The organism is Desulfopila sp. IMCC35006 (genome assembly GCF_005116645.1).
Taxonomy (GTDB): domain Bacteria; phylum Desulfobacterota; class Desulfobulbia; order Desulfobulbales; family Desulfocapsaceae; genus Desulforhopalus_A.
In genome coordinates, this window is the sequence record NZ_SWCM01000011.1 from 151,759 (window position 1) to 178,304 (window position 26,546).

Below are 26,546 nucleotides of genomic sequence, written 5' to 3' on the forward strand. Positions count from 1 at the left end.
AGGAGTCAATCATGCCGAATACTAACGTTTACACCGGACTTGACGGAGCAATAACCGTGGCTGTGGAATCAGGCCCAGAAGGCGATGCCGCCAAAACAGTGGCCGACACGTATGAACTCTCGCCCATCGGCAGAGCAACCGGGGTGACCATCCAGGTCCATTCCGATATGCGGCCTTTTCATGAGCTCGGTCAGCGCTACGCCTCCGAACTCAGACCGGGCAATGTCAACATTACCGGGACCATCAACCGGGCCTACATCAACGGTGCGCTGCTGAAGCTGATGCTCGGTGATGGCGCAAATACCAACAGGCCGGCAAGTGCCTTTGTCAGCCCGAGTTTTAATCTCAGTCTGCGCCACGAAAACCAGGCCATTCCCGGCAATGCGGCCAACATCACCGTACACGGAGTAAAATTGAACACCTGGAATTACTCCATGCCGGAAGATGATTTTGTCCTTGAACAGGTATCTTTCAAGGCTCTATGGATAAGCGCGGAGGATCAGTCGGCATAATACTATGACCTTAACAACGGAAGATCTGCTCTTTTCAGCGGAAATAACCCATAGTATCACCATTCCGGCCCATATCCTTCATCCCGCTGCAACGGGCAATGAATCCCCGTCGGAGCCGGACACGGTAGAGCTGCGACCGCTGCGCCTGATCGACCTGCAGCGCATTCAGAAAGCGGCGCAGAATCAGAGCTACCTGTCCTCGGTGCTTATGGTGCAGCAGGCGCTGGTTGCTCCGCAAATGACCATCGACCAGGTCAATCATCTCCATGCAGGCCTGGTCCAGTTTCTGCTGCAGGAGGTTAACCGCATCAGCGGTCTGGGCATAGCAGGAGATGAACTGCACCAGACGGTACAGGCGCCTCTGGCCAAGGCATGTTTTATCCTGGCCAGGGAATTTGGCTGGACGCCTGAGCAATGTGCCGGATTGACCATGGGCCAGATTCTTCTGTATCTGGAAATGCTGGGCAATAACCAGGAGGATAACGACGTATCCCGGTAAACGGGACGAAAACCACAATTCTAGTGAACACTCGCTTGTTGGGTACTGAACGTACGTGACAGACTACCAGGAGCAAGAAACGCATGAGGAAGATTGAACAGCTGGTCGGCCTTTGCCGCACAACCCTGCAGCGCATGGAAAACAGTGGCGACATTGTATCAGCGCTCCTGCGCTCTGACCAGATATTCGCGCTGTGCCGCTGTTCATCGCTCGATGATCTTCTCCGGACACTCTCTTTGTCTGATGACAGAGGCCTGCTTCGCCGTGTGGCAGAGCGCCGCGACGAGGTTCCCGGCCGGCAGGAAAATATTGCCAGAGAGGCTGGCGCAACATTGCCCTTGCATCAGCCTCCCCGGCAAGAAGCATTATCCCAGCCGGCTGGATCGACTCTTTCGCCCCTTACCCGGAGACAGACTGCGCCCGAGCTCCCCGGTGGCTCCTATTCCTCTTCGCACAGCCAGCAGATCGTGCAGAAACTGTTTGAGAGTATCAAACAGGAACTGGCGATTGAGCAAAAGCAGGGAGAGACAAGCAGCCGCAGCGTGGCTTTCAAGGGTATTCCTGCCGCCGAAGAAAAAAATGGACTGCGGTCATTAAAAGCGATGACCGGTGGCAGCCAGCGACTTGGATTTTCTGCAGATCCAGGACAGAGCAACGCATCTTCCCCCTTTTCTGCCATGACCCGGGAGGGTGAAAGAACAGGCTGGCTTGACAACCATCCCCGGCACAAAACCGCTGCCGCTGCCTTGCTGGACAAGGATTTAGAGCCGTTCGTATCGGAAAAAACCTTGAGAAAATGGGCTGCGCCACTCCCGGCGGATGACGGGCTGAACGAGACCAATCTTGTCCGGCAGGATAAAAAAAGAGGCGTTGCAGGCGCAACTTCCCCACACCGATCGCCTTCAAGACCAGAAGAGCGGGGCCAGGAAAACACAGCTACAGGAAGCAGAGAAATCCGCCCCTTCCATACTGCTGCTCCCGGCAGTGGAAATACAGCTCCTTTTTTCCAGCCGGAACATGGATCGTCCTCTTCTTTGCGACCAGAAAACCCTTCCAGTCAACTGGAACAGTTGGTCCGAAAGTGGCAGTCTGGCTCCCCGTCTGCTGAAAAAAACACCAGAGAAACAACAGCGGTTCCTTTTCGGCAGAACACAGATCTGTCGGCAGCAAAAGGTGCGTGGAACAGTATTGTTAGAGAACAGCAAAGCCCGCTTGACACGGATCATGTTTTCGCAGAGACCCTGGAGCGTGTCTTGAAAAGAGAGATGCGGCGCCACGGGATAGAGGAGGAGCCATGAGTCTTTTCCGGCCGGCATGCACTATTACTGTTGACGGGGCTGATTACACCGGCGCTGAAGCCGCGCTGCGCTCCATGGACCTGGAACTTTGCCTGGGTGCGGTCCATGATCAGGCAATTATCCATTGCAGCCATCTCTCGCCTTTACGAAATGTCCAGCCTGACGCGGCATGTCTGATATCTCTTGGCGCAGCTGATGCTGAGGTTGCTGTGCTGAGCGGCATTGTCAGCAGGGTGGAGCAACAGCTGACCGGGGTGATCCTTGAAGTGCTGGCTGACACCTGCCCTCTGTCGAGTTTTTATGGCGCCCAGGCCTATCAGGACCAGACCATTGCCGATATTATCAAGGATCTTGCCGGGCAGGCAGAGGTGGCGACAGGGGTCATTGACGCCTCGATAACGGTGAAGATATGGCATGTAACCGAGCAGCGTTCCGCATGGTGGCATATCAACCGCCTGGCGCGGATGGGCGGCTGTGAAGTCCTCTGTGATGAAACGGGTGCGCTCACTGTCCGACCGGCTGGCAGCGGAGGCCTGAGCCATAATCTGCGCTTTAGTGCCGAGATACTTTCGCTGCAGGCTGGCCGGCAAAGGGACACTGGCGTCAGGCAGCAATATGCTCCCGCTGGGGCGGGCAGTGAACTGGGCAGCGACAAATGGCATATCTGTCTGCGGGAACCGGCAGGCGAGACGCCTGACGGACCGGCAATCATTGACGGCGCCCTCAGGGACCGCGACGCAGCCGGGAAAGCGGCGGACGCCTCGGCTGCCCGAATGACACGATCTTTGTTTACCGGCAGGGCGCTTATTACCGGCAACGGTGCAATCAGGCCGGGCGACACCGTTGACCTGGCCGATGTTCCGGATCAGGACACGATCAATGCCAGGGTGCTGAGCGTGCAGCACCGACTGGACGGGCAAAATGGATTTACCACCATCTTGCATCTGGGAGGAGCATCATGAGCGCAATTATCCCGGCATTGCGGACAATCATCCGCGATCAGATCAAAGAGAAGCAGGATGTACAGCTGGGCATTGTCACCCAGGTTTTTACCAACGAAGGGGGGGCAGGCGATGATAATATTTCGGTCAACATCCGTCTGCAGGGCAGTGGTTGCGAGCTGCAGAAAATACCGGTGATGATAAGCCGTCTCGGCATGTCCCATGCGCCGCGGGTCGACGACCTTGCGGTGATGGCCTTTGTCAGCGGCGATATAAACAAAGCGATTGTGCTGGGTTTTCTCTATGACGAACAGAACCGGGCTCCCGATGCCGCTCCGGAAGAAATTGTTTACCAGGTGCCGGACGACGCCGACGACGCCATGCGTCGCTTATATATTGAGCTTCCCAGCGGCAACAGCCTGACATTGCTTGACGGGCAGCTCGAAGTGTCCATGGGGTCAACAACCATTACCGTTGAGGCGGATGGCGCTGTCTCTATCAAGGCCGGGGGTGACATCTCCGTCAATGCCTCAGGTGCCCTCAACCTTGAGGCCGGAGGGGATGTGAACGTGAAAGGTAAAAACGTCAATATTGAGGGACAGGCGGGGACCAAGGTGAAAGGTCCCACCATAAAACTGGCCGGCATGACTGATTTCAGCCCGGCTTAAACGAGATGGACTCGTAACAGTCTGATATTTTCAGGTTGCTACAGGAGAGGAACTATGCCAGGAAGTCCTGTCACCATAGGCTGTGCTGTCATCCTCACTCCGGGGGTTGCCGGTCCACCCGATTCCGGGGTGATCGTCACTATCCTGCAGAGTCATCTTACCGCCGGATCCATGCCGCTCGCCACCGCCGGTTCCATGTGTCAGATGATCAATTCCATCACCGGCGTCCCCTATATGCTGCCCGTTGGCAACGTGGGCATGTCCCAATCGGTTACCGCGGGCAACCAGAGACTGGTGCGCATGGGCGATAAAATCCCGTCCGGACCGGGGGTTATGATGATACTCGGGCCGCCGGCGGCCCCTTACGTTACTGATACAGGAGCGCCATGATGAACGGAGCCGCACTTGATAAACGCATGAAAAGAATGGGCAGCGATTTAAAGCTCAGCTTTAGCGGGCCTTCCGGATGGTGGGAGGATGCGGATCAGGAAATCAACCGGCAGGTGCGCCGGGGCAATGATCTGGCGGTCGCCGAAGGTCTTGATGCCATTGACCAGATGTTGATTAACCGCCTGAAAACGCAGAAAGGAGAACTCACCTCCCTGGGGCACCCCCAGTATGGCAGCCGTCATCATGAATTGATTGGCGAGCCCAATGTGGAGCGGACGCGCAATCTTATTAAACTCTACATCCTTGAAGCCCTGTCCCATGAACCGCGCCTGGAGAAGGTGCTTGACTGTCAGGTAACGCGGGACCCGTCGGAACGGTCTACCGTCCGGGTCACCATCATGGCGAAAATTATTGAAATAGACGCACCACGAAACCTTATTGTGCCATTTAGCCTGGAGTTATAGCAATGAGCTTTGCTGCAGAACCATATGGTGTTTTTGTCGATGACCTGGTAACGGCGCTGACCGGTGGCACTGTTCGGGAAGAGTTTGTTTATCCTGCAACAACGAGTACGCCCCGCCTGTCGGCAGGTGACCAGTACCTGCTTGATACCGTCCGGCTGCACGGTATTGCCGATGGATCTTTTAAAAGATTTGTCCTTGATAAAGACTACAGTTTAGACAGTGCCGGAGTCATCAGCTGGCTTGACACGGCGGCTTCAGGAAGCGGTGTGCCGGTATCCCCTGACCCGGGCAGTCGTTTTTATGTCAGCTACGAGACCAAACCGGGATACAAAAGACAGACTCTGCTGACTGACCGCAATCCGGGCAGTATCCTGCGGACTCTTTCCGAAAGCTTTGCCAGGGAATATGCCGTGCTGTCCCGGCAGCTGGAGACAATATACCGGGCAGCCTTTCTCGAAACAGCTGAAAACAGGGATCTTGACCAGGTGGCCGCCCTGGTTGGTATAACCCGAAGGGATCAGAAATATGCGGCGGGCGACGTTGTTTTCTCGCGCACAACACCTGCCCCGGCGGATATTGTTGTTCCGTTAGGCAGTCTGGTGTCCACGGCTGACGTTCCGCCGGTAACTGTCGAAACGTTAGAGCAGGCGATTCTCCGCGCCGGCACTCTTTCTGTTTCCATACGTGTCCGCAGCACCTTAGAAGGAAGCGAAGGGAAAGCCAAAGCCGGATCTTTAACTGTCATTCACCGACCGGTGCTGGGCATTGAGACCGTTACCAATCCCCAGGCACTTGATTTCAGAGGAGGCAGGGAAGAGGATGCTGTTCTGCGCCGCCGGGCGGTAAGAGCTCTGGAAACCTCGGGGCGCGCTTCAACGCGCGCCCTTGTCGGAGCGCTTATGACCCTCGAGGGGGTCCGGGAAGAGGACATCGGCATTAAGGAAGATCACCTCAATCATCCCGGAGTGGTCCGCATAACCATTGCCGCCGATTTGACAGAACAGAAGGCCGCCCGGGCAGTGGAGCTTATCAACGAATACAAACCCGCGGGGATACGTATTCAGCACAATCTCAAGGTATCGCCGCCGGCTGAACTGCCGGTTGATGATGATGCGCTTGATGCGACTGAAGACAGCTCCTCTTCCGGGGCTGCAGCGGTCACCGCGGACTCCATCTGGACCCCGGTTGCCGTCTCTCTTTCGCTGATGCCGGTTGATGCCGCTTTGACTAGCACCCAGAAAGCACAGATAAAAGACAAGGTGAAAAAAGCGGTACTCGATCACATTGCCAGCCTGGGGATTGATGACCCGGTTATCCATAACAGGGTGTTGAGTAAGGTAATGGAGGTGGAAGGGGTTTTTGATGTGGCCCTGGAAATTTTTGATCTTGGCGTGGCAGGACAGCCCAGACGAAAGAATCTGCAGCCAAAGCTTGCGACGAGACCACAGCTCAAAGAAGAAAATCTGACCGTTACCATGCGCGGCAGTCTCGTTGCTCTGGATCTTGATGTGACGGTAACCCGACTTGACCTGCGGACCATAGACGATGCCCAGACGGAGTTGGGCAGGGTCCGTGATGAGATCATCACCCTGATCAATACTTCTCTTGCGGCAGAAACCAGGCCAATGGAGATTACTGCCGCCTCTTTGACAACAGCCCTGGAAGGGTCGGGTAATTTTACCGTGTCTTCATTGTCGTTCAAAGCGGAATTTCTGGAAGAAGGGCTGCGTCTGAAGCAAAGCGATGTCAGTATACGTGTTGACAAGGATCAGCAGCCATGGGTGCGCGTGGTAACGGTGGCCGATACCGCAGAATAGGGGGATTCATGATAATCAGCGAAAAACTGATAAGCAAACGGGCAACGACTATTTTGTCGAGGTTCCCGCGCCATCTTGACCTCACCAGGGAAGACAAGGTTTTTGCCCAGGTTGTCAACAGTCTGGCCAGGGAACTGGACATCAAGACCATGCAGGTCGGTCAGGTCCGCAAGTCCCATCGTCTCGGTCAGGCTGATGAAATGCGCGACTTGCTGCTCCTGGCGGGCTTACACGATCTGCGGCCGATCCGATTTGATATCGTTCGTCTGCGCAGCGACGCCCTGAATGGTGTGGCCACCATTCTCGGTGATGAAAGCGCTGCTGCAGAAGACCGGGAAGATGCCGTCACCACCCTGCGTAAACTACTTGGCCTGGCCGATCTCGGCGACTATGCCCTCGATTATTCAGCCCTCGTGGAACCACTGCGCGAGCTGACCGGCTATACCTCATGCCTGGGTATTCTTCGTTATCAGATACAACAGCTGATCCGGATACACCGGGCCGGAAACGGCAGTGTCCGCAGTCTGCTGGAAGCCTGTGGTGCCTATCTTCACCTCAGGGTGGATGCTATTTCCCATGTCGGCGACGACTACTGGCATATTGCCCATTGCCGCGATCTCCTTACCCTGCCGCCAAAAGATGCAGCAGGGGCCGCGCCCGCAACCACTGACGACTGGCTGGCTCTCGAGGAAAACCCCTTCAAGAAAACAACAATTGCGCCTGAGGAATTTGTCCACAGGGGCAAACGAAAAATTTTGCGCAACGGCTTTGACCCGGTGCCGGTCGCCATTGCCATCACCGGCATTGAGGATCGTACCTGCTATCCCATGCTCGTTGACACCAGTAAAGGCCATGGTCTGTATTATGCGGGCATGGTCGGCGACGGACAAACTCTGGAGTTTACCGCCGACGGACGTGTTCTGCTCGACGGTGCTGCAACCGACACGCAGGCCTTTGCCTTTTCGGGCGCTGTTTTTGCTGAAAACACCGGTTTGACCAAGGCTTCAGCAACCGATTTTGCCTTCTGCAACGAACACGGCACCACCCCCCATGGCCAGTGCGGGGTGTTTGTGACGACAGAACCGGTCGAAGAGGGGTTTTCTGCCGATTTGCCCCACATGGGAGGATTGTCTCCGGCCATCACCCTTGCCGTGGGTGCAACAAACCTGCAGTTTTTTGTCCGAATTGCCCATTTCGGTACCAGAACAACGGTGCCTCCGGCAGACCAGGCAGCCATAGAAAGTTACAGTGCCGGACACTATAATACCTCTCTTTTTGCCCTGGATACAACAGGAGCAGGAGCACTAGATGCTGCGGCGCTCATAGGTTTTGCGTGGCAGGAAAGAGAAGCGTTTAAAGTCATTGTCTGGCTGCCTTCACGATTTGCAAGCTACGATTTGCACATCGAGTCGGCCGAACCGACCCTGGCCCAGCGTCTTCGCACGCTGCTTGATCGGCACAGGGCCGCAGGCATCAGCCTGGATATACAATATGCTTCCGATTTATGGCAGCTGCCCTACGGATATATTACCGATGCTGATTCACCTCAGTCCTACAAATCAATCACTGCAGGCAGTCGCCTGTGGAATACCGGTTCCCCTCAACCGACTAGCTGACAAGGAAAACTACAATGACAGTTGAACTCCCAGCACTCGCACAAGTTGAAGCAGGAAGGCCCATAACAGCCGATGCGTGGAACGAGATCTTAGATTCGCTTGGCTTGCTTCGCGATGCCATAAATGCCATCGGCAGTGGAGAACTGCAGGTGACTGTACACGTGGCCGGTCAAGCCGATCAAAAGATCCCCGGGGCTGAAATTGTTGCCGTGAATAAAGATACCGGCAGGGCCATCCGCGCCGCCCAGCCTTTTCCCGGACGCGATGCCCACACCATCATCGGTATTGGCGCGGGCAAATGGGATCTCTATATTACCGCACCGGATTATAAGCTGACCAGTCTTGAAGTGTCGTACCCTGATGATACTGCTGTTTCCGTGGGGCTGACTCTGGACGGGAAGGTGGTGCCGGATGTTTTCGGCATCAAGCTCAGCCAGGCAAAAAGCAGTCTGGCCGCGCAGGGTATGACCATCGCCAAAATTCTTGACTCGGCGGGAAAAAATCACGCAGTGGATGATGCCCCGGCCAATATGGTTGTTCTGTATCAGCTGCCGGCCAAGGGGACGGTGATAAATCCGGCGGTGGAACGCCTCCGTCTGGTCATTGCCGCGGAAGTGGAAATAACCGGCATGGTCCAGGTGCCTGATGTCACCGGCCTGGCACCAAACGCGGCAGCAGCGAAACTTGCTGAATACGGCCTGACCATGGAGCAGCGCAACCGCAAAACCGGAGCGTAGCTGAGCGATACCCAACGATCTTAATTCCAGGGAGAGCAACGATGCCATCATTTCTCGAACTCAACAAAAACCTTTTTTCTGATGTCCAATATACGTATTCACGATCCGTTCCCATTAAAGATATCATCAAGGATGACTTTGTTTTCCAGCCGGTGACCCTCAGGGCGGTAGAACAGAATCCGAAAGCAGGCACACTGGTATCGCCCGGTACGAAAATCATCGTCTATTTTGAAGATGTAGACCTCATGCCCATGGACATTTATGAAGGGGCCCATGTCGGGTATGCCGGTAAATCGGCCAAGGAAATCGTGGATAAGGTCAAGAGCAATGATGCGGTGAAAAAAATCATTGAGAAAACAGAAAAAAGTGTCGACCTCACCCCGGAAGAACAGGTGATTATGGGGGCTTTCTTTGCTGAAAATCTTGGACTCGAAATCAACGATAATGATCCGACCAAAAGCAAAAAAGCAGCATATGACGTTATTGTGGCAGCATACGATGTGATGAAATAACCAAGGGTCTGACGATGAAGGCAGAAGCAAGCCGGGTAGACATGATACAGGACAGCGTCGCTGCAGCAGAGGCAAAGGCCGCAGCTGAGGCATATGCTGGCCCACGAGCAGGTGGTGGACTCTCTTGCGCGGCAAAAGTGGAGAAGACCCTCGATCTCCCCGCCAATGCGCTGCTCTCCAAAGTGGAAGTAAGCATTGTTGCCATGCCTGCCGGTGCATGTTCCTGGCGGGAAGCCGGGGAAACACGGCTCAGTGAGGATAGCAGGAAAAAAGCCATTATAGATCTGAAAAGAATGCGTTCTGTCTCAGGCCTGAAAGCGCCCCAGACTATTGACAAAATAAACACCTGGACCGGCGCGGAATTTAGTGGCGGCGCCTTGACGGTGACCAAAAAGAATGCCCTCTTCCCCGAAGTAGCCACGGAACGGCTGTCGGTGACGTTTGCGAGTGACGTAGATATTGAAGAACTCGCCGACCAGGGCACTATCATTCTGCCGGATGTTCCTGCCGATCTCGTTCTGTCTATAAACGACAAGACTGCATGGACCCACATTGGACCGGTAAAACTTTCTCCGGCTGATAAACAAAACAGCAAGGTTCTTATGGAGTCTCCTTCGTTTCGTGAAACTGTCGATATCACGAAACTCCTGCAGGATGAACTTTACGCCGGGGCAGCGGCCATTAAAATAGTGCTGCGCGCAGCAATGGCCTGTCGCCTGCAATTGACCATTCCGTCGCCGCAATACCTGCTCAGCCATGATGTCGTGTTTCCTGCCCAGGCGCTTGCTCTTGAGATAACCGAGGAATGCCGGTCGACGCTTTCCCTGCCCCTTCCCGCGGCAAGCAGCTCCTGGCTGACCAGCTCCATTTCTTTTACGCTGGAGGGCAACATCGGCCGATCGCGGTTCTTTCCCGCCGTTGGCCCCCAGGCGCTCAGCCTCGGCGAGCTTGTTCTCGACAGCGACCATGCTCTGGCCGTATCACTCACCGAGGACATCTTAACAAAATTCAAAACCATCGAAGGCGTGCGCCTTCCTCTGCAGGTCGAGAAGGGTGGTGCAGAGATAACAGCTTTTCTGCACCAGGATGATGACGGCAAAGTGGGGGATTCTCATGCTGATGGTGCTTTTAAGTCGCTCACCATTGATGAGACGCAGGAGGAGACATGGGTGCTGCTGGAGCTGGGCAAGCCTGTATATATCCGGACAGGTACTGATCTCTGGCTGGAAATCAATGTTATCCGGGGCAAGTGCTGGTGGCAGCTGGGTGACAACAGTGTTGCATCTGATGGGGTCGTCACCCTGCAGCGGGGTATTCCGGGAGGTCCATTTTCACCTTTCAGCCTGCGACTGAACGGGCAGGACCCGAAGCTTAAGGGGCGGCTCCGCCTCAACGGTCAGCCGGTTACCGATGGAGCAATACATGCCATCATCCCGCTTGACCCCCAGTCAGACGAAGAACTTCAGGGTATCACCACCGGTAGTGCCCCCCTTGATGTGGAGGTAGAGTTTAAGAATGCGATCCGCCCCCGTAGTGGGAAGCTGGATGTGCCCGTGCATTTTCACGCTCCAGGGACCTATACATTTACCAAAGCCCGGGTGATTTACCAGGATTAACGAGGAAGAGCTATGGCCAGTGATGCGAAATCGAATTTTGTGGATGGGTTACGGGTAACACCTGAACATCTGAATCATATGCAGGAAGCCCTGGCCCAGGGTATCAGCGATCTTCGATATGCCCTGGGCTGTGGCCGAATCGCCTGGGGGTTACGGCTGCTTCTCAGTGAAGATGGAAAGACCGTAACCTTGAGCTCTGGCCTTGCTCTTTCTGCGGCAGGCCAGCGCCTCTTCGTCGGCGAGGACGTTGCCCTCAAAATACAAGCCGAGAGCACGCCTGGAGAGGTTCTTGAGCCGTCTGCTTCAGAATACAAGGTTGTTTTGCGCAGCGCCAACCATGATCAGCCCCTTGCCCGTATCGGGGATGTACAGACTATTATTTTTGCCGACACCAGCATTGTTGTTCTGCCCAGAAATAGTCCATTGTCGGGAGATGACTTTGTTGTCGGTACGATTTCAAGCAGTGACTCGGCTACTTATGCAGTAACCCAGAATGACGGCCTTTTTTTATGCCCCTCCTATCATGGCCATAGTGGGGATCATTTTCAGGATGAAAAAGGCAGATGGCGTTTTGACGGGACTGCAATTGAGGCGACCACCATTCCAGGTCCCGCCGGGCCGGCCGGCGAAAAGGGTGAGCAGGGAGAAAAGGGTGATCCCGGGCAACAAGGGCCCAAGGGGGATCCCGGAGTTGCCGGGGAAAAAGGCGACCCAGGCATACCCGGCCCAAAGGGTGATCCGGGAGAGCAGGGAAGCATGGGTGTTCCGGGAATACCCGGCGAACAGGGGCCTCAGGGGGTACCCGGGCCCAAAGGGGATACCGGCGCTGCCGGCCCGCAGGGTGTACCGGGATTGCCCGGGCCCAAAGGGGACACCGGTGCTGCCGGCCCGCAGGGTGTACCGGGATTGCCCGGGCCCAAAGGGGACACCGGTGCTGCCGGCCCGCAGGGTGCACCGGGATTGCCCGGGCCCAAAGGGGACACCGGCGCTGCCGGCCCGCAGGGTGCACCGGGATTGCCCGGGCCCAAAGGGGATACCGGTGCTGCCGGCCAGCAGGGGCCACCGGGGCCGCCCGGAGCCAAAGGAGACCCTGGAAACACAGGCAGCCAGGGACCCCAGGGAATTCAAGGGCCTCAGGGACCCCAAGGCCCGGCTGGGCCGTCGGGTATCCCTGAGAAAGTGGTGGTGGTTACAAAATTATCCTGGAATCCCCTGACACCTGTCAACCCTCAGAACGTCGTCGAAATTCTTCTGAGCAGGGGCTTGAGCTTTGTCTTCAGTGCCCCGCTGGATGGCGCATTGATTGACAGAACCGGCGCGAATTGTCTTCGTGTCCGTCTGCAGGGACAGGAGAACATTCTCCATCTGCTGCCGGGAAAAATATCATTCTCCCAGACCAGACCTACGATCCTTTCCTGGAACTGCACTCTTTCATCAGCAATTCTGAGTAAATATATGGATATGGAGCGGGAAACATCGCTGCAGATAGATCTGCTGGCTGATTATCTTCGCGGTACGGACGGGATACCGGTGTCGGGCAGTGCCGGCCTGGTAATGGGCTTCCCCGATCCCTATATGCCGGGAGGTATATTTGCCTGTTGGATGAAGATTGCTCCCTGATCAGATATACCGGGAATCAACCCAGGAGGTCCGCATGAGTCCCAAACCCTATACACCTGATGATGAGATCGAATATGTCAACGATGCCGGGATTCGCAAAAAAAAAGGTAAAGGCGGCAATTCACAAAAACGGGCGGATTATTTTCTCCAGCAGCGCTTTCCATTTTTAGAGCCACTTGCTGTTGCAGAGAGCGAAAATACAAAGACAAGGAGCATCACGAAAAAGCGTACGGTCGAAGAACAGCAGGCTGCAGCCGCTCCGCTGGCGAGAATCAGATCGAACATGATGCAGGAGTATAAGCGTCGTCTCCTTGCGCAGCAGCAGGAGCTTGAAAAAGCGGCAACGAAGAAAGTCCGGACTATGCTGGACAAAGAGTAACAGATTCTTCAGGGAGGCATGCGTGTGAGCTGGGTATCCATTGGTCCATCATCTGCCAGGCGCGGTCAGGCCTCAACATTTCCTGCCATAAGCGGCCGGGTGTCGGGAATTGCCCTGCCCCGTCATGGCCAGCGCGTCTATATCGCTACGGCCAATGGCGGTGTCTGGCGGTCCGACGACAGGGGAGTTACCTGGCGGCCTTTGATGGATCGCTTCGATCGCAATCCCCAGGTCGCTGTCAATCCCACATCAATTAATAATTCTGCGGTGGGTGTTGATACACTCGCCTGTGGCGCCATTGCCATTCATCCGGACCATCAGGATACAATTTTCGTTGGAACCGGTGAAGCGGCAGCCTTTGAAGGAGCTGCTCCCTTTTATTTCGGCGCCGGGGTCGCGGTGTCAACGGATGCCGGTCTTACCTGGAATATTGAGGAGGAAACCACCGCCCAGGACGGGCAACCAAGCACAGACATGCTTGGCATCGGTTTTTATGCCCTGGTCGTTGACCCGACCAACAAGGATATTGCGGTTGCCGCCACCACAAGGGGCCTCTATGTCCGCCAGCGTTCAGGCGCGGAGTATCGCTGGTCGCAGCGACGTATCCGGCCTGATATCTCGGGACGGGACGGGTCTGATGTTGATGTCACCTCGGTGGTGGTCGCCAGCGCCGGTGCCAATCCCCCGGTATTTTATGCGGCGACCAGGGGAAGTGGGGCTGCCAGCGGTCAAGTGTACCGGTCCATCGACCATGGTGCTACCTGGACACCGTTGGGGGTCTTTCCGCCGCCGGGCGATCCTTTTGACAGCCTTGACGGCCGGGTTACCCTGGCGGTTAAACATGATGACCCGAATTTTCTCTATGCCAGGACGTCAAGCGGTTTTATTTTCCGCTGGAACGGCACGGCAGCCAATCAGTGGAACAGTATTGCCAATTTACCCGGCGATATTGCTGATCAGGGCTTTTATAACCTGGCTCTGGCGGTGGATCCTGCCAACGGGGAACGAATTTTTGTCGGAGGCGCCACAAGCCTCATAACCCGTCCAGATGGCGAGCGCATATGGTCGGCCATCTTCTATCGTCTGACCATGGCCCGAACCCCGGCAGGGATACCCGGCGATCCCGATTTTATCGATACGGCAACCACCGTTGCGCTCGGCAGTTCGATGCATGCCGATATCCATGCCATTGCCTTTAAGCCGGGCGATGCCAATGAGATGTGGGTTGGCGGCGATGGCGGTATTTTCTTTACCACGACGCCGCAGGGTGCGGGAAATATCTTCACCCAGCGCAATGCCGGTATCGGCAGCCTGCTCACCCATAAAATCACCAGCCATCCCCAGCATGAAGCTGTTATTTTCGCCGGCGCCCAGGACAATGGCTGTCTGCGCTATACCGGTCAGGAATCCTGGTACTGCTCGGCCCATGGCGACGCCGGCGCCATTGTTATCAACAGGCGTCATCCGGAGAGGCTGCTCATTGGCTATATTACCAACAGTCTGTTTCATAAATCCGACGCCGGGGTCAGCAACCGCAACGGATCCTACAGTCTGCTCAGCTATACCCTGAATGAACAAATCCTTTTTTACCCGCCTTTAGTCACTCCGCCTGCACCCGCCAATGATGCCGAGGCCGATCGGGTGGCCTGGGGCGCAGAACGCATCTGGCTGTCAGACAATTTCGGCACCAATTTTAATGCCCTGCCCACTCCCGCCGGGCGAACTATTCTGAGTACGGCAGCTTTCAGCAATGCCAATGACAGCCGGATAAAATGCCTCACTTTTGGTGATCAGACCCATCTTTTTGCCGGCCTGATGAATGGTGAGATCTATTTTTTCACGGAAAACCCCGGTGCGGCAACGCCGTGGCCTGCCCCGCAGCGACTGGATACCCAGCCGGGACTGGTGCATAATGGTAATCCGATCCGCCAGCCCATCACCGATATAGCTGCTGATCCACGGAATGTGGGCGCCTGTTTCATCACCTTTGGCGGCTTTGGTGATCATCCCCGGGTTTGGTATTACGATGGCGCCAGCTGGCATAATCGCAGCGGCACCAATGCCGATGCCAATCAGAATTTAATGACGGTGCAACTCAACTGCATACTTGTCGATGCCCCGGCGGATGCAGCACAGCCTCTGCGAATCTATATCGGAGCCGATATTGGCTGCTGGCGCTCACTTGACGCGGGGATAACCTGGGAGCTGTGGGCAACCGGGCTTCCCGATTGCGCCATTCTTGATCTGGATGTATTCGCCCCGTCCCGCCTGATCCGTGCCGCCACCTTTGGCCGGGGACTCTTTGAACGGCATCTCGATGATGCAACGCGCTCCGTGCATCTCTATGTTCGCGACCATCAACTGGACACGGGCCGTATTGCCAGCAACCTTGCCGCCGCCAACATTGACAATCCCCTTGGACCGGCGAATCTGGCGGCCATTGAAACGGCAACCATTGCTGCCTCCCAGACTGCCTATAACGCGGCAATTGCCGCCGGACAGACGGAAAACCAGGCAAGGCTGGCAGAGTTAACCGCTGCCCAGAATATGTATACGGCCCAATTGGCGGCGGCTCCCGCCAACCATGTGGCTGCGCACTCCAGTCCGGATATGAAGACTGATGCTCCCGATGCCGGATTGAATTACCAGTTTGCCAGCGACGAGTGTCTTGAATTCCTTCGCTTTGTCGATATTTTTACCGATGAATCCCAGGGCCTGACCTATACCGACAACTCTGCCAATGTCATAAACCGCGTCTATGTTCAGGTGCATAACCGCGGCAGTGCATGGGCGCACCGTATCCAGGTCATGCTGCTGATCGCCGTGGAAACCGGTGGTGCAGTACCGGATCTGCCGGAGGATTTTGATTATTATGTGCGCCGGGGAACGCCGGTCAATAGAGACGGCTGGCGCACGGTGGGGCTGCGCAATATGTCTGATCTGCGTGCCGGACACCCCCGGGTGACGCGCTTTGAGCTGAGTTCTGATTTACTGAAAGAACTGGCCGGCACGGGGACTCCCGATCTTTTTCAACTCCTGATCATTCTTCACCATAAGGATGATCCCTTTGCCAGTTCGACTCGTGTTTTCAGCGATCTGGTGGAAAGCGAACGGTTGGTTGCCGCCAAAAGAGTACGGGCAACCCTGCTTGCCGGGGTTGCGGTACCTCCTGCTACAGTGTCTATAGCTAATTCCTGGAAGCCTATCGGCCCCTCGGGGGTACTGCGCGGCCAGGCAGGCAGTCAGCCAACGGTCAGCGGCAGAGTCTCAGGAATTGCCGTTGCGGCAGACGGCAGACGGGTCTATGCCGCCACGGCCAGCGGTGGGGTGTGGCGCAGTGATGACCAGGGGCACCGCTGGTATTCGCTCATGGATTCCATCAACTACGATCCCCTGTATCGAAGTATTCCGGGGGTATCCGCAAAAGGGGTCACCACCCTCAGTTGCGGGGCCATTGCCCTTGACCCCCGTGATCCGGATAAAATATTTGTCGGGACCGGTGAAGCGCCTGGTATTACGTATCTGGGCGACGGCGTGTTGGTTTCCGATGATGGCGGCAAAAGCTGGACGCAGGAAGCACATGGAGGCTCTGCCGCAAATTCGCTCACCGGCGCTGGATTTTACGCGCTGGCGGTTGATCCGGATCCGGCGCAGGCGGATTTTGTTTTTGGCGCCACCAATATCGGTCTTTACAAACGCCAGGCCAAAATAGGCGTAGCAGGATTTGAATGGCAGCGTATAGCGGTGCCCCCATTACCGGCGAACAGTCGATGTACCAGTGTTCTTGTCGCCAGGCGCGGGGGGGCCAGTCATTTTTTTGCAGCCCTGCCCAATGGTGGGGCCGGCGGCCAGATTTTTGAGACCTGGGATCAGGGCGCTCACTGGCAGCGGGTGGGGACCGGCTATCCCGTCGGCAAAAACCGTATTGCCCTGGCAGTCTTTCTCGACCAGGGAAACGCAGCAAATCAGGATGTTATCTATGCCATCAACGATGACGGCCAAGTACATCGGGCAGAACGGATCTCGGGCTTCCAGGGAGCATGGAGTGGTTGGACTCAGGTATCCGGCACCCCCGCCAACATCGAAAAACAGGGGAGCTATAACCGTGGTTTTGCCATTGCCCCGGACAATAAAAACCGCCTGTATATCGGCGGCGCCTGGGTCTGGTCCAACAGTGAGTATTCCGGTTTTCTCTACCGCTGTGATATCAGCGGCAGCGGTACAACACTGTCCATGGCAACGACCTTTCTCGGCAACTCCATCCATCCCGACCTGCATACCCTGGTCTTCGCCCAGAATGATCCCCGTCAGTTGTGGGTAGGCTGCGACGGCGGGGTTTTTTATACCAGCAACGCACTGGCCGCCGATAATCTGGATAATCTGTTCCGGGCATGCAACGACGGCCTGCAGACCCTGCAGTTTAACAGCATCGGGCAGCATCCGGGCCAGGAAGGCGTCATCATCGGCGGCACCCAGGATAATGGGGCCCTGCGCTATACCGGCGACGAGGCCTGGATTTTATCGGCCGGGGGGGATGGCGGCGCAGCTTTTATCAACCGGGCGGACCCGACCAAGTTTTTCAGCGTTTATATTCTCAATGAATACCGCATCAGCACCAGCGGGGGAGGGCGATACAGCTATAGCAGCAAAAGTGTCAACACCGGGTATGCCGATGATGCGCGCATCAATAATATGTTGTTTTATCCACCCTATGCCTATACCCCGGCATCAACCGGGGCCGCCGGAGCGGACCTGGTTGCCTTTGGCGAGAGCAAGGTGTGGATCAACACCCGTTTTGGCGACGGCGACTGGCAGGCTATCACCGGCAACCTCGGGGCCACAATATCCGCCCTTGCATTTGCCACCGTAGATCTCATTTATGCAGGGACAACCAACGGCCTGATCTTTAAAATCGAAAAATCGGGCGGCACCTGGCAGGCTCCCGCGGCCCTTCATGCATCACCGACGAATTTTTCCTACATCACCTCGATTGCGGTTCATCCTGCCCATAATGACAGGATCTACATTTCGCTGGGCGGACAGGGTGGTTCAGGAACGGGCACCCGGGTGCATTATTACGACGGTACAAGCTGGCATGACAGAACAGGAACCGGAGGTACAGGCCTGCTCAACAGCCAGATCAACTCCTTGATCATTGATCCGGATACCCATGATCATCTCTATGTTGCAGCTGATATAGGGCTCTGGCGTTCAACCAACGGCGGCATCGACTGGGAGGTATTCAACAATGGTCTTCCGGAAACAGCCATCATCAGCCTTGCCGTCTTCAAGGCTGCCGGGCATAAAAAACTGCTGCGTGCGGCAACGCACGGGCGCGGGATGTATGAATATACTCTGGACGATGCTCAAGCCCTTGCCATTGAGCTCTACCTGCGCGACCATCAGCTCGATCCTGGCCGGGAGGGCGGTACCTCTACCTATGGTGATCCCGACCCGACCCAGCCTGCGATAAACACCGCTTTCGGAACATCGCCGGACATCAGGATTGATGCGCCGGACAGTGACGGCAGATATCAGTTTGGTGACCGGGAGGAATTGGGTTTTGCCAACTTTATTGGCGAGTTGACAGATAATTCGGACGAGGTACCGGTTCACCGTTTACCCATCACCAGTCATGTGTACGTGCTGGTCCATAATCGGGGGCGCGAGCAAGCCGACGGGGTGACCGTGGTGCTGCTTGTTTCCAGCGCTTTTGCCGGCGACACCCCGCCGCAGTTGCCGGAAAATTACCGGCTTTCCCTGCTCGCCAATGGCAGGGTAGAAAATGAGGACTGGACAACTGTGGGCAGTGTGGCATTGGATGACGTGCGATGCGCCAATCCTCGAACAGCCAGATTCAACCTGCCGTCAGATATGCTGGCATCCGGCGACAACCTTGAAGACGGCAGGAAACACGCTCTGGTCGCCTTCGTTTTCCATGAAAGAGACCGATTGGCCGGTGACGAACGCACGGTCAATGCGCTTGCCGATAGTGATCGCCATGTTGCGGTTCGCTATCTGACCACCAGCAGTTTCTCCGGTACGCTGCCCGGCGTGGAATATGGTCTGGAGAGAAATGTTCCCTTTATGTTGCCGGTGGGTGTTTCCATGCTCGCCTGTGAAAAAATCAACCGTTTAGCCGACAACCTGCAGGCAAAACAGGCTGCCGGGGGCAGCGTCGTCTTTCGCGATACGGACCGGCGGCTGTTGGCCATGGTCCTGTATAGCAAATCGATTCTCAGTGAGACCGAGGATATCGCGGCGCACAGGTCGCTGCCGTGCAACGGCAGGTTTTCGCGTTTTGTCATGATGGGCTGCATGGGCTGGAATCTGGCGGACTATGTGGACTGGCTTTCGCCGGAACAGGGCTGGATAGGCAAGGTGCTCAAACGTGGATCGGTGGATACCGATCTCAGTCACCGTGCGGTTAAATCCGCCGAATTTGTTATCCGCATGGCGGAAATAGCCCTTGCCGCCGCCCCGGATGCTGACAAGAAGAAAATCAGGGCCTTTACCCTGGGCATGCTGCACGCCCTGGCAGCAAACGTGGTGATGAATCCCGTCTTGAGAGGACTGCAGGCCGACTGCGGGCCGCAGGACTGGGACCACGACGCCCTCACCGCCGACGAGGTCGCCTGCGCATCCTATGTCAGTCGTCAACTGCTTGATTCGATACCTGAAAAGGATGCATGGATCAACTGGTGGCCGGAAAGCGATGCGGTGCCGGACAGCCTGTTCCAGGGATTCCAGCAGGCCCTGGTGGAACAATACGATCCAGCCGCGGCGCGTACTGAAAAATTCGGCGATCACCCCGACAGGGCAGCAACCGATGTGCCCACCGCCGAGAACCTGCGTGAGGGCTACGATCTGTTTCGCCGGACCTTGAGTCCTAATCTCCACTGGGCCTGGTGGCTGCTTATCCTGAGTCCCATCTTTATTATGCCCTCCATCGCTCTGCTTATTGGCCGATACGGGCTCGACGAAGGCAGGAAACTCTTCACTGAGGAGCATGGCGACCCTGATGAAAAATCGTATTACGAACTGTTAAGCCTGACCGGTTTTATGTCCAGTGTCGCGCCTTTTGCCTACTCCATGTATCTCTGGAGCCTTTTTCCGAGACAGAACGGTCATTTCACCCAGGCCCTCATTGCCGGTATCACCCGTATGCTGTCGGGGGTTTTTTATGGTGTGTCCTACGGGGTCTCAACGCCGCTTCCCGCCTCGGTGCGCTGGCCGGTATTGGGTCTTACCTCCGGCTTTGATATCTGGTTTCTTATAAGGGGTATTGTCCATGCAGTCGAGGACGAACCGGGATATGCCCGTCTTAATTTCCTGCAGACCGTACCCGCCATGAGCATGCTTGCCAATCTGCTCTTCTGCGGCCTCATGCAGATTAAAAGAAACGACATAGCCTTCTGGATTCTCTGGGCTCTGTGGACCGCAGGAGCTATCACGGGCTGTGTTTTTTCCGCCCTGGCGGTTGCCCGTTCCGACAACCTGGTCTCCCTGCTGCGCAACCGCAGGCAGCAATACATCGGCATGGAACGGTTGGGTCGTGACACCGCCTACCGGCCGGGAAAAACTTTTGCCAGGGTCTTTGACGAAACCTCCATGTGGTTTGCGGGTGACGCGGATCGAGAGCATCAGCGATACCCATCCGGCCCCCGTGCCCTTGTTACCCTGGTAGCCCCGGCGGACAGCAACTGGACTTTTCACAGTGACGGTCATCGGCTGACCTTCAAGGATAACGGCGGCGCAAGTCATGGTCCCATCGAGTTAACCGATGCCACGAGCGCTGCAGGCCTTGCCGCACAAATTACCGCACTGGTTCCAACGCTGACCGTCACAACCGTGGACAGCGGCGATCTGCTCTACAATCTGCCCTTTCCCGATGCCTTCAGTGATCCGGGCGACAGCTGCGAAACCCATAGGGAGCATGATGCGCATCAGGCAGATTACCTGCCGGTCAGCGAGGATGCGGATAAACCCACGCCGGTATATCATGTGCCGCGCAGCGTCATTGCCACCTCCATCGGCATTCCCGGCAGCCGCTGCAGCTCTGATGAAAGGCTGCGCATGCTGCCGGCTGCACCGGGCAATGATTTTTCCGGCACAGTCATTGATAAAGCAGCTGAACTTGGCGCTCTTTTCTCCATAGCCGCGGCCCCGGTATTGCACGGCGGCACGGTCCAGGCCCAGGGAGTGACGGGCAGTGCCGCTATTCATCCGGTCAGCCAGGTTTTTCGTCGCTGGAATCTCAGTGAACGGCATATGGCCGAGTGGCAGACACTCTTTGGGTCGGGGGCGGCGGCCCAAACTGTCGACGGCAGCCCGGAGCCTCCGCCAGCCCCTGCCGCCGACGGTCAACCGGTCAGGCCTGATGGTGCGCAGGTTGCCACCGGACTGGGCTGGATCCCAACGTTTGCGGCCTGGCAAGAAATGGCCGCCGATCATACCCAGGATAGCGAGGCCCCGGACTCCATGGCCGATATTGCCGCGCTTCGCCTCGACAACGAACCGCCCCTTCGTCCTACCAACAGGGATTTGAGTGATGCCTTGAAATATCTGCTCGATCTGTAGACAGCAGGGCAGAAAGCGGATCTCAGGTTGAAGTGGGGGACCGGACCACAAGAGATTGGGGGAGAGGAAAAAAGATAATTAGCGGAGCGATATTTCTGTTTTTTAAAACAGCCAGGAAGGAGAATCCCATGCATAAATTTATCAAATCCATGTCTGTCCGAGAATTTTTTGTCGAGCAAGTTCCTGCCGCTGGTATTGCAATGCTCATAGCTGAGCTGTTCTACAAGTTTCATAGTTTCACCTTGGAATGCCTGGCTTTCCTTGCCACGTGGTATCTCATCGATCTGGTCATCAGTCTGGTGGTCAGACTCGTTTTGCGCGATCGGAAGCAACCGGATCGGGCGGCAAAGCAGGAGGGGTCATGAATGGCAATACCAATGAAACAATACTGATTGGCGGAACGTTGAGTGGCAAAACCGATGCGGTGCGTCATGAACGGGGGTTGGGTGGTGAAAAAGCGGAGCAGGCAGTCCGTGCGGTGAGTGTTGCTGCGCTGCGGAACAATATGGGCACTTTTTTCCGGCAGATCTCGGAAATACTCGAAACCGACAGCTTCAGTGTTGGTGCGTTTCAGGTTGATAACGTCGAAATATCCGCGCAAATAACCGCAGAAGGGAAAGTATGTCTTCTGGGCAGCGGTACCAAGCTTGAAGTGGGAGGTGGCCTCAAGTTTGTTTTGAAGCGGAAAGAAAAGTAGAGCCATCCTATGCTCTATCATAATTTCGACATCGCCATCGACGAAGCCAACACCCGCGGATACCCGGTCAGAGCGCAATCAGAAAATTTCGGCGAGGCCAGGGGCATTCTCCTGCTCGATCCAGACCATACTGCTGTTCACGAGGCCCTGATCCGCCTGGAAGATCGTCAAACGGACATGGAGGAACTGGTCCGTTTCGGCACCCGGTTGTATACGCTGCTCTTTACCGGCGAAATCGAAACCATCTTTCAGCAAAGTTTCGGGCATGCCCGGGCAAGCAGGGACACAGGGCTTCGGGTCCGGCTGCGAATCGGGCCGCCGGAAATTGCTGCCCTCCCGTGGGAGGCCATGTATTTTCCGGCACAGAAATGTTTCATGGGCAGTTCCATGAGCAGTCCGCTGGTCCGTTATCTGGAAATTGCCATCCCGATACCGGAGCTTTCCGTCCCGTTTCCCATTCGTATGCTGGTGGTTATCCCAGCCAGCGTATCGCCGTATCCCGAACTCAATTCTGCCGCGGAAAAAGAGCAGCTCGACCAGGCTCTGCACGATGTAAAAAAACAGGTGCACATCAGGTTTCTGGAAGGAAATGTCACCCTGGAACAACTCAGCGATGAGCTGAACGACCGGAAATATAATTGCCTGCATTTTATCGGCCACGGGGGATTTAGAGATGATCGCGGTTGCCTTCTGTTCAATACAGAAGAGGGAGCCGCGGACTATGTTGATGAGAGCCGTTTTGTCTCTTTGTTCCAGAACCACCCGACGATGAAACTGGCCGTACTCAATAGTTGTCATGGAGCATCTATCTCTTCCACCCGTTCTCTTTCGGGTATTGCTCCGGGCTTGGTTACGCGGGGAATTCCTGCGGTAGTCGCGATGAAATACGCCATTGATGACCGGTCTGCCATCGTATTTGCGAGAGAATTCTATCGTAAACTGTTCCGGGGCTGGGATACCGGGAGAGTTGATGTGGCGATGGTGCAGGCCCGCAACAGGCTGTCCGCCGAGGTAGATGATGCGCGGGACTACTGCACGCCTGTTCTTTATCTTCGCGCGCGGGAAGGAATTTTATTTACGCCGCAACAGAAAAAATTTGTCCCCCATATACCCTGGGCAAAGTCGGAGCTGCACCGGATCAAAGCGGTGTATGACACCTATCAGAATAACAGCGTACTCACCGGAAATCCGGAAGATCGAGAGGCGATGAGCCGTCTGGCTCGCCTGGAGACCCTGCGCCGATACGGCCAGATCTGCGGCGCGATCGTTGCCTGTGTCCTGTTTCTGTTCTCCTGGGTAGGCGCCTTTGACCTGCTCAATCTCGATACCCTGACCGAGATGTATTCAATGCGGTTGGGAGAGTGGGTTGCCGACACGCCTTTCAACGAGAATATCGTCATTGTCACCACCGATCAAAAAGTTGAAAAGAGCTGGCGAGGCCAGCAGCACCCTGATCTGCTGGGGAAACTTGCCGAGGCAGGAGCAAAGACAGTGGCCTTTGATATGGTGTTTGAAGAGCAGACAGCCCAGGATAATCTTTTTGCTGCGGCGATAGAAAAGGCGAAAGCAAGAGAGACGCAGGTTGTTGTCGGCGTGCAGAAGCTGGACGAGCAGAATCGAGTCAAAATTGCCGCCGAAATACAAAGAGCGATCCCGCAAGGCCTGGGAAACACCTGTATCGGGCAGAAACTCCGGATCACCCAGTCAGTTCCCCTGGTTGTTGTCAAACAGGGCGACAGCGTATTGACGACCGACTTCGCTTTTTCGCTGGTAGCGTATGCGGCTTTTAAAGGACTGAAGATAGATTTTAACCCGGAGCGGGATATGGAAAAGAGGCATGTGCATTTTACCTCCGCTGACGGCCACTCTTCCTCGCTGCAGTTTGCCGAGGTGATTCGCGCCAAAGGCAAGCAGTGGTGCGCACTGATAGCAGACGGTGATCTGGTGGGTAACCTCGTTTTTGCTCCGGTTTCGACAGGTGCGCTGCGCGACCCTCATCAACGCCTGCGTTATGAGATGGTGCTCGGTATGCCGGTATCGGAGCTGGTGCCTTATGTTGGCGGCAAGCTGGTGCTGGTCGGGGGAGAGCATGACGATGTTTTTTCCGAAAGACGGGGATGGTTGCGGGAGAAGAGATATGGGGTGGAATATCATGCTGAAGCCGTGAATTCGCTGTTGCACAATATTTCCGTGCAGCGACTGAGCGGCGGCTGGCAGTTTATGGTCATGGCGCTTCTTGGTTTTCTCGGCAGCTCCATACGCGGCAGTATGTCTGCAGCCCCTCGGTATAAAAGAGTTATTGCTTCGACGTGTGTTGTGTTCCTGACGTTTTGCTGTGTTCTGTATCTCTATGCGGCATATCACCTGCTGGTAAATATCCTGTATCCCATCGGAGCATTTGCGGTTTCCTATCTGGTTACTGGAAAAATAGACAGGAGGATTCTGACATGAAACGAGACCGTTGGTTGTATTGCCTGCTGCTGTTGAGTCTTTCGGTCATGGTGGGGGGGTGTGCCCCTGGAAAAATAAGGCATATCCTGATAAACGAACTCCCGGTAACCGGCGAGGGACGATCAGCGGTGATGTTGATTCGCCAGGGGGAATCGACAACGGCAGGAGTTGCCACGGAGATCAATAAGGGGGATGAAGTTGTAACCCTTCCAGGGGTGACGGCCATTGTCTGGCTTCTCGGCGGCAGCCAGTTGATATTGGCTCCCGAGACGCACATCCAGTTGGTGAACCCGAATCATATTATTAATCTGCTGAAAAGCACAGGGGAAGTGATTGGGCGTGTCTTTGTAAAGGCAAAAGATTCCTTGCGAATCGATACGGAATATAGCTCGGCCAGCACTGAAGGCACCGAGTTTCTGGTGAGCCGCGGACCCGGCGATGCGTTTACAGTTGCCGTCATTTCCGGGGTGGTACGGATGGAATCAAAGACAGCGCAGTTTGCGCCACTGCGACTTTCACGCCTGGAAGAGGCGACGGTCTCGCCGGGAGCTGCTCCCCGGAAATCCGTCTTGGAAAGTGACCGGGCCAACGAGATTATCCGCTGGGTAAACAGGGTGGAGCAAAACGCCGGGGAGAAAGAAAAATTAAGATTGCTGCCGGATGTGACCGGGCTGCCACTCGAGTTGGCACAGACGAAGCTGCGCGCCGCAGGCGTTACTGTAGGGAAAGAGGTGGGAAGTATTGAAGGAAATCAACCTCTAGGCACGGTTATTTCTCAGAAACCGGAGGCGGGGGCACGGGTAGGTAAAGGCCAGGGGGTGGTTCTTGTCTACCGGGCAGAGGAGCGGGTGGTGCCGCAGCTTACGGGGCTTGCACAGAATGTTGCCTTGGAACGCATCCGTAATCTGAGGCTGGTTTCAGGTGAGATACGACCGGAAATTACCGGAAGTACTGAGCCGGGCAGAGTTATCAGGCAGGATCCTCCACCATTTGCAAAGGTAGCAGTGAACAGTGTGATCAATATTGTCGTTGAGGCTGAATCCGTAGTGGTGCCAAATCTGGAGAATTATCAAATAGATCAGGCTCGTATGCTGCTGAGTAGGGCAGGGCTTAAAGTCGGTTCCGAGAAGCGGCAACGTGTTCCGAACATCAGCGCTGGCACCGTTATCGGTCAGAATCCGCAACCTGGTCTCAGAGTGAAGAAAGACAGTGCCGTGTCTCTTACCATTGCCGAGACCGGGGTGCAGGTGCCATCCCTGGTAGGGATGCCCTATGCAAGAGCGTTGGCGCTGTTAAGAGAAGTCGGGCTGGGCTCCGGCAATCCGCGGAGATATGTCCGCGCGGATATGGCGGTGGACACGGTAATTTCACAGTCTCCTTCGGCAGGGACTCTTGTGCAGCCGGGTAGCACGGTACGTCTGGACATTTCGCAAAGACCGGTTGTTGTGGCGCCACCTTCGCGTACTCCCACCATTCCTCAGATTGCCCCGACTGGAGTGGTTATATCCCCGGCTTTAATGCATACCGTATGTACTGTGCCAGATATTATGGGACTGACGGAAAGTGCAGCGGTGTCAAGGATAGAGAAGGCAAGGTTGGTCCCCAGGGTACGCATGCGTCTCAGTGGCCCTCAAGTGGTAACGCAGCAGACTCCTCAGGGCAATGCAACCGCTGCCTGCGGCAATACTGTCACGTTTACTATCGGCACGATACAATAGACAATACTATGGCCTTTCTCCACATGGGGTA

Annotated in this window: 19 protein-coding genes; all 19 read left to right on the forward strand. The window is 55.8% G+C overall.

Annotation, left to right across the window (positions count from 1 at the left end; genetic code table 11):
* Positions 1-11: 11 nt before the first annotated feature.
* The 19 genes from FCL47_RS17690 to FCL47_RS17780 all read left to right on the forward strand — a co-directional run bounded on the left by FCL47_RS17690 (position 12) and on the right by FCL47_RS17780 (position 26,515).
* Entirely contained in the window at positions 12-512 is a 501-nt protein-coding gene (locus FCL47_RS17690; protein ID WP_136814864.1) for a hypothetical protein, read from the forward strand.
* 4 nt (positions 513-516) lie between these two features.
* Complete coding sequence (locus FCL47_RS17695; protein WP_136814866.1) at positions 517-1,011, forward strand: hypothetical protein; 495 nt, start codon at positions 517-519, stop codon at positions 1,009-1,011.
* An 83-nt stretch (positions 1,012-1,094) separates the two neighbouring features.
* Positions 1,095-2,309, forward strand: coding sequence for a hypothetical protein (locus tag FCL47_RS17700; RefSeq protein ID WP_136814868.1), 1,215 nt, complete (start codon positions 1,095-1,097; stop codon positions 2,307-2,309).
* Positions 2,306-3,271, forward strand: coding sequence for a hypothetical protein (locus FCL47_RS17705; RefSeq protein WP_136814870.1), 966 nt, complete (start codon positions 2,306-2,308; stop codon positions 3,269-3,271). Before FCL47_RS17700 ends, FCL47_RS17705 begins: the two co-directional genes overlap by 4 nt.
* Positions 3,268-3,918, forward strand: coding sequence for a hypothetical protein (locus FCL47_RS17710; RefSeq protein WP_136814871.1), 651 nt, complete (start codon positions 3,268-3,270; stop codon positions 3,916-3,918). The genes FCL47_RS17705 and FCL47_RS17710 overlap by 4 nt, the downstream gene beginning before the upstream one ends.
* Before the next feature lie 54 nt (positions 3,919-3,972).
* Positions 3,973-4,308: a hypothetical protein gene (locus tag FCL47_RS17715; protein WP_136814873.1), complete on the forward strand. Its 336-nt coding sequence runs from the start codon at positions 3,973-3,975 to the stop codon at positions 4,306-4,308.
* Positions 4,305-4,772: a GPW/gp25 family protein gene (locus tag FCL47_RS17720; protein WP_136814875.1), complete on the forward strand. Its 468-nt coding sequence runs from the start codon at positions 4,305-4,307 to the stop codon at positions 4,770-4,772. Before FCL47_RS17715 ends, FCL47_RS17720 begins: the two co-directional genes overlap by 4 nt.
* Before the next feature lie 2 nt (positions 4,773-4,774).
* Positions 4,775-6,589: a baseplate J/gp47 family protein gene (locus FCL47_RS17725; protein ID WP_136814876.1), complete on the forward strand. Its 1,815-nt coding sequence runs from the start codon at positions 4,775-4,777 to the stop codon at positions 6,587-6,589.
* 8 nt (positions 6,590-6,597) lie between these two features.
* On the forward strand, positions 6,598-8,205 hold the full coding sequence (locus FCL47_RS17730; protein WP_136814878.1) for a hypothetical protein: 1,608 nt from the start codon (positions 6,598-6,600) through the stop codon (positions 8,203-8,205).
* 14 nt (positions 8,206-8,219) lie between these two features.
* Complete coding sequence (locus FCL47_RS17735; protein WP_136814880.1) at positions 8,220-8,942, forward strand: PASTA domain-containing protein; 723 nt, start codon at positions 8,220-8,222, stop codon at positions 8,940-8,942.
* Positions 8,943-8,983: 41 nt separating this feature from the next.
* Positions 8,984-9,454, forward strand: coding sequence for a hypothetical protein (locus FCL47_RS17740; RefSeq protein WP_136814882.1), 471 nt, complete (start codon positions 8,984-8,986; stop codon positions 9,452-9,454).
* A gap of 14 nt (positions 9,455-9,468) precedes the next feature.
* Positions 9,469-11,070, forward strand: coding sequence for a hypothetical protein (locus FCL47_RS17745; RefSeq protein WP_136814884.1), 1,602 nt, complete (start codon positions 9,469-9,471; stop codon positions 11,068-11,070).
* A 12-nt stretch (positions 11,071-11,082) separates the two neighbouring features.
* Complete coding sequence (locus tag FCL47_RS17750; protein WP_205747356.1) at positions 11,083-12,690, forward strand: collagen-like protein; 1,608 nt, start codon at positions 11,083-11,085, stop codon at positions 12,688-12,690.
* Positions 12,691-12,724: 34 nt separating this feature from the next.
* A complete protein-coding gene (locus tag FCL47_RS17755; RefSeq protein ID WP_136814886.1) occupies positions 12,725-13,069 on the forward strand; it encodes a hypothetical protein in 345 nt (114 codons plus the stop codon).
* 24 nt (positions 13,070-13,093) lie between these two features.
* Complete coding sequence (locus FCL47_RS17760) at positions 13,094-21,649, forward strand: hypothetical protein (RefSeq protein ID WP_136814888.1); 8,556 nt, start codon at positions 13,094-13,096, stop codon at positions 21,647-21,649.
* A 128-nt stretch (positions 21,650-21,777) separates the two neighbouring features.
* On the forward strand, positions 21,778-22,014 hold the full coding sequence (locus FCL47_RS17765; RefSeq protein ID WP_136814890.1) for a hypothetical protein: 237 nt from the start codon (positions 21,778-21,780) through the stop codon (positions 22,012-22,014).
* Entirely contained in the window at positions 22,011-22,346 is a 336-nt protein-coding gene (locus tag FCL47_RS17770) for a hypothetical protein (protein ID WP_136814891.1), read from the forward strand. Before FCL47_RS17765 ends, FCL47_RS17770 begins: the two co-directional genes overlap by 4 nt.
* A 9-nt stretch (positions 22,347-22,355) precedes the next feature.
* Positions 22,356-24,797 carry a CHAT domain-containing protein gene (locus FCL47_RS17775; protein WP_136814893.1) on the forward strand — a complete coding sequence of 814 codons (2,442 nt, stop codon included), beginning with the start codon at positions 22,356-22,358 and terminating at the stop codon, positions 24,795-24,797.
* On the forward strand, positions 24,794-26,515 hold the full coding sequence (locus FCL47_RS17780; protein ID WP_136814894.1) for a PASTA domain-containing protein: 1,722 nt from the start codon (positions 24,794-24,796) through the stop codon (positions 26,513-26,515). Before FCL47_RS17775 ends, FCL47_RS17780 begins: the two co-directional genes overlap by 4 nt.
* The last annotated feature ends 31 nt before the right edge of the window (positions 26,516-26,546 follow it).

Coding starts and splice junctions, on each gene's coding strand:
- FCL47_RS17715 (WP_136814873.1), top strand. CDS start 3,973: ATGCCAGGAAGTCCTGTCACCATAGGCTGTGCTGTCATCCTCACTCCG.
- FCL47_RS17775 (WP_136814893.1), top strand. CDS start 22,356: ATGCTCTATCATAATTTCGACATCGCCATCGACGAAGCCAACACCCGC.
- FCL47_RS17720 (WP_136814875.1), top strand. CDS start 4,305: ATGATGAACGGAGCCGCACTTGATAAACGCATGAAAAGAATGGGCAGC.
- FCL47_RS17705 (WP_136814870.1), top strand. CDS start 2,306: ATGAGTCTTTTCCGGCCGGCATGCACTATTACTGTTGACGGGGCTGAT.
- FCL47_RS17755 (WP_136814886.1), top strand. CDS start 12,725: ATGAGTCCCAAACCCTATACACCTGATGATGAGATCGAATATGTCAAC.
- FCL47_RS17740 (WP_136814882.1), top strand. CDS start 8,984: ATGCCATCATTTCTCGAACTCAACAAAAACCTTTTTTCTGATGTCCAA.
- FCL47_RS17730 (WP_136814878.1), top strand. CDS start 6,598: ATGATAATCAGCGAAAAACTGATAAGCAAACGGGCAACGACTATTTTG.
- FCL47_RS17750 (WP_205747356.1), top strand. CDS start 11,083: ATGGCCAGTGATGCGAAATCGAATTTTGTGGATGGGTTACGGGTAACA.
- FCL47_RS17725 (WP_136814876.1), top strand. CDS start 4,775: ATGAGCTTTGCTGCAGAACCATATGGTGTTTTTGTCGATGACCTGGTA.
- FCL47_RS17745 (WP_136814884.1), top strand. CDS start 9,469: ATGAAGGCAGAAGCAAGCCGGGTAGACATGATACAGGACAGCGTCGCT.
- FCL47_RS17710 (WP_136814871.1), top strand. CDS start 3,268: ATGAGCGCAATTATCCCGGCATTGCGGACAATCATCCGCGATCAGATC.
- FCL47_RS17695 (WP_136814866.1), top strand. CDS start 517: ATGACCTTAACAACGGAAGATCTGCTCTTTTCAGCGGAAATAACCCAT.
- FCL47_RS17690 (WP_136814864.1), top strand. CDS start 12: ATGCCGAATACTAACGTTTACACCGGACTTGACGGAGCAATAACCGTG.
- FCL47_RS17770 (WP_136814891.1), top strand. CDS start 22,011: ATGAATGGCAATACCAATGAAACAATACTGATTGGCGGAACGTTGAGT.
- FCL47_RS17700 (WP_136814868.1), top strand. CDS start 1,095: ATGAGGAAGATTGAACAGCTGGTCGGCCTTTGCCGCACAACCCTGCAG.
- FCL47_RS17765 (WP_136814890.1), top strand. CDS start 21,778: ATGCATAAATTTATCAAATCCATGTCTGTCCGAGAATTTTTTGTCGAG.
- FCL47_RS17735 (WP_136814880.1), top strand. CDS start 8,220: ATGACAGTTGAACTCCCAGCACTCGCACAAGTTGAAGCAGGAAGGCCC.
- FCL47_RS17780 (WP_136814894.1), top strand. CDS start 24,794: ATGAAACGAGACCGTTGGTTGTATTGCCTGCTGCTGTTGAGTCTTTCG.